The organism is Wolbachia endosymbiont of Glossina morsitans morsitans, assembly GCF_000689175.1.
GTDB classification, from domain to species: Bacteria; Pseudomonadota; Alphaproteobacteria; order Rickettsiales; family Anaplasmataceae; genus Wolbachia; species Wolbachia pipientis.
This window is the reverse complement of sequence record NZ_AWUH01000060.1, coordinates 1-3,421: the sequence shown is the minus strand read 5'-3', so window position 1 is coordinate 3,421 and position 3,421 is coordinate 1. Positions and strand designations below refer to the sequence as shown.

The 3,421-nt window shown below is 33.6% G+C and carries 3 protein-coding genes and 1 tRNA gene; 2 read left to right on the top strand and 2 right to left on the bottom strand.

Going from position 1 to position 3,421, the window contains the following annotated elements; genetic code table 11:
- Positions 1-25: 25 nt before the first annotated feature.
- Entirely contained in the window at positions 26-556 is a 531-nt protein-coding gene (locus WGMM_RS01460) for a hypothetical protein (RefSeq protein WP_240991835.1), read from the bottom strand.
- Positions 557-739: 183 nt separating this feature from the next.
- Between WGMM_RS01460 and WGMM_RS01455 the strand changes: the two genes are divergently transcribed.
- Together WGMM_RS01455 and WGMM_RS01450 are read left to right on the top strand one after the other, a co-directional pair.
- A complete protein-coding gene (locus tag WGMM_RS01455; protein ID WP_038249011.1) occupies positions 740-2,269 on the top strand; it encodes a UDP-N-acetylmuramoyl-tripeptide--D-alanyl-D-alanine ligase in 1,530 nt (509 codons plus the stop codon).
- Between the two features lie 50 nt (positions 2,270-2,319).
- Positions 2,320-3,270, top strand: coding sequence for a complex I NDUFA9 subunit family protein (locus tag WGMM_RS01450; RefSeq protein WP_038249008.1), 951 nt, complete (start codon positions 2,320-2,322; stop codon positions 3,268-3,270).
- An 8-nt stretch (positions 3,271-3,278) separates the two neighbouring features.
- On the opposite strand, the gene WGMM_RS01445 is transcribed toward WGMM_RS01450, so the two are convergent.
- Positions 3,279-3,352: transfer RNA gene (locus WGMM_RS01445), tRNA-Arg, on the bottom strand.
- Between the last annotated feature and the right edge of the window lie 69 nt (positions 3,353-3,421).

Below are 3,421 nucleotides of genomic sequence, written 5' to 3'. Positions count from 1 at the left end.
TTTTGCTAGATCTTTAAGGTTACCGTCAACTTTTTTGTTTAATTTCTTCAATAGCAAGCTTTTTTATCTCCTCTGGACTCTTCCCTTTATTTTTAGAGTCAGTTTTAATGTCTTCAATTATTTTTTTAACATCAACTTCAATTACAATTTTATTTTCTTCTCTATGTATAGTGATGTTTGAATACTCACTTTTTAGTGCTTTTATTTTATTCAATTGTCCATCATTCAAATAAGGTATATCTCCCGTCAGAGTTCTTGACACTAAAAAACTTACCTTTCCTATCCCTTTTTTTTGCTCCGTTATTTGTACACCAAGATCCTTACTAGCCTGTGTGGTTTCTATAGGTGGATCATATTCCCTTTCTTCTTCAGGTACATCTATACCAACAGCTTTCTTTAACGAAACTGCAGCATCACGTTTCATTTCACCCGTTGAAGCAAACGGCTTCTTTATAGGGTAAATAAGTGCTTTAGGCACAAGAGCAAACACCCGACCTGTAGCTCCTACACCTGTTTTAACTGCTCCGCCTATCTTAGCCCAAATAGATTCTGCCATACATACCTCCAAGGTAGTTTCTATAACTAAATACATTTTAATTATAGACGAAAAAATTTAAACCTCTACATCCATTATAAGATAGAATTATAGGGATTGCAACCATTATTTGCACATTGTCTAAAACATGTAGTATTTTCGCTACTTTTATTGTTCAATTTATTATAAAGAATACTCTAAATTATGTTTAAATGGAACACAAATAATATCATTGATGCAACTGGCGGAAGAGACGTAAATGGTTGTAATTGGATACATAGCTCAAATATTTCAACGGACACAAGAAGCATAAAAAAAGGTGATTTATTTATTGCCCTCAAGGGAAAGAATTTTGATGGCCATAATTTTTTGCATGAAGCGTTTTTAAAAGGGGCTGTCGCTGCAATAGTGAGTGAGGGTAAATATAAAAGTTTCCCTCTCATGATTGTACAAGATACCCTGAAAGCTTTGCACGATATGGCATCATACTACATTAGAAATGTTCTTATTGATGCTAAAGTTATTGCAGTTACAGGCAGTGTCGGGAAAACCACTACAAAGGATATGCTGCATACTGTTTTATCGCAATATGGGGTGTCCCATGCAAACGAAGGTAACTTAAATAATAATATAGGATTGCCTTTGACAATTCTGAAAGCTCCAAAAAACTGCCAGTACTTAATTCTTGAAATGGGAATGAATAAAGCTGGTGAAATAAAAGAATTATCAAAAATTAGTAATCCGAATATTGCAGTTATTACCAACATCGAACCTGCACATACTGAAAATTTTTCATCACTATTTGACGTTGCACAGGCGAAATTAGAAATTCTGTATGGTATGAAAAATAACGGTACTTTGGTTTTAAGCAGAGATAATAAATATTATGATTATCTCTCATCACACGCCAATAGAAATGTAATAAGCTTCGGTAAAGATAAAAATGCTGAAGTTTGTTTACTAAACTTAATAAGAAACGATGAATCTTCTGTCATTTCAGCACTATCTTCTGTCATCCCAGTGCTTGACTACTTGGATCCAGGAAGTTCAATTGCAAATGAGCATATCAGACGGTTGTATGATAAAGACTGGATTCCAGCGTCACGCGCAGGAATGACATCAAACCGAGTTGCTAATAGATTAAGTTTAAAAATCAGGCTGAGTGATAATCAAATTATAAACTGTAATTTACGTGTACAAGGTGAGCATTTTGCTTATTCGCTACTTGCTGTTGCAGCAGTTGTGCAAAGCCTCGGACTTGATTTATCAAAATTACCACTTGCACTTAAGAATTTTAGTGTAGCGAAAGGTAGAGGCAATATTCATAAGGTCAAATACAATAGAAAATATATACATTTAATTGATGACTCCTATAACGCCAGCCCTGCTTCGATGAAAACTGCGATAAAAACTTTGAGTACATATTCTAATCAGAGAAAAGTAGCTTTGCTTGGTGATATGTTGGAACTTGGTGATGAAAGCATAGAGTTTCATACAGATTTGGTTAAGATTATCACAGAAAATAATATAGATAAAGTTTATACAGTTGGTAAATTTATGTTAGAATTGCATGAGCTTTTGCCAGATAATATAAGAGGCACGCATTTTAATGATTCTAATCAATTGAAAAGTGATTTAGCTAACATTATTCAGAATAATGACGCAATTCTAGTTAAAGGCTCACGAGGAATGAAAATGGATCTTATTGTACGGGAATTCGTAATAAAATATTAAGCGAAATCATTGTATTAATTTACAGTAACAAATTATTAGGAACTTTAATTGTGACAAAACGTGTAATTATTTTTGGTGGAACGGGGTTTATAGGGAAACACATCGTAAGACGCTTGGCAGCAGAAGGATACTTAATAAAGATATTCACTCGTAATCAGGAAAAAGCTGCTTGTTCAAAATTGTGTGGCAATTTAGGACAAATATCAATATTTAAAGGCGATTTTTTTGATGAAAAATCAGTTCTGGATGGTATAGAAGAATGTGATGTAGCTATAAACTTAGTGGGAATATTATATGAAGCAAAAAAGCACGATTTTTACGCTGTTCACGTTAAAATAGCTGAAAGGATAGCAAAAGCTGCAAAAATGAAAAATGTACCTATGATGATACATTTTTCTGCTATGGGAATAGAAAATAGCAAGTTGTCAAAATATTCCAAAAGTAAATTGGAAGGTGAAAAAGCTGTAACTTCAGCATTTCAAAAAGCAATAATAATTAGGCCAAGCCTTGTATTTGGTAAAGAAGACAACTTCTTTAATAAATTTGCAAGATTAGCAACTATTCTTCCTTTCTTACCACTAATTGGCAATGGAACAACTAAATTTCAGCCAATATGTGTAACAGACTTAGCTGAAGTGGTATATCGTATTATCAGTTTTAATAAGCAAGACAAGAAAATTTATAACATGGGTGGACCAAAGGTTTACTCTTTCAAAAGCTTATTGAAGTTTATTCTGAATGTTACTAACAGAAAGTGTTTGTTGATCAATGTATCTTTTCCAATGGCAAAGTTAATAGCTTTCTTTTTAGAAAATAAAATTATTTCTATGCTGTTAAAACCAATAACCGGAGATACGAACCCTATGCTTACTCAAGATCAGGTGAAAGTTATGATGAATAGTTCAATCGAAAAGTCAGTTGACCTTGAAACAATGAAGGTTCGACCATTAGCAATTGAAAATGTGGTGCCAGAGTACTTGAAGATTTACAGAAAGTATTGATAAAAGAGTGTGCCCGGTGGGATTCGAACCTACGACCCACAGCTTAGAAGGCTGTTGCTCTATCCAGCTGAGCTACGGGCACACAACATATGTAAAATGCTTCTTAGTACAAGTGAAGTCAAGTACTTCGTGCGAATATGATGTTTATCTT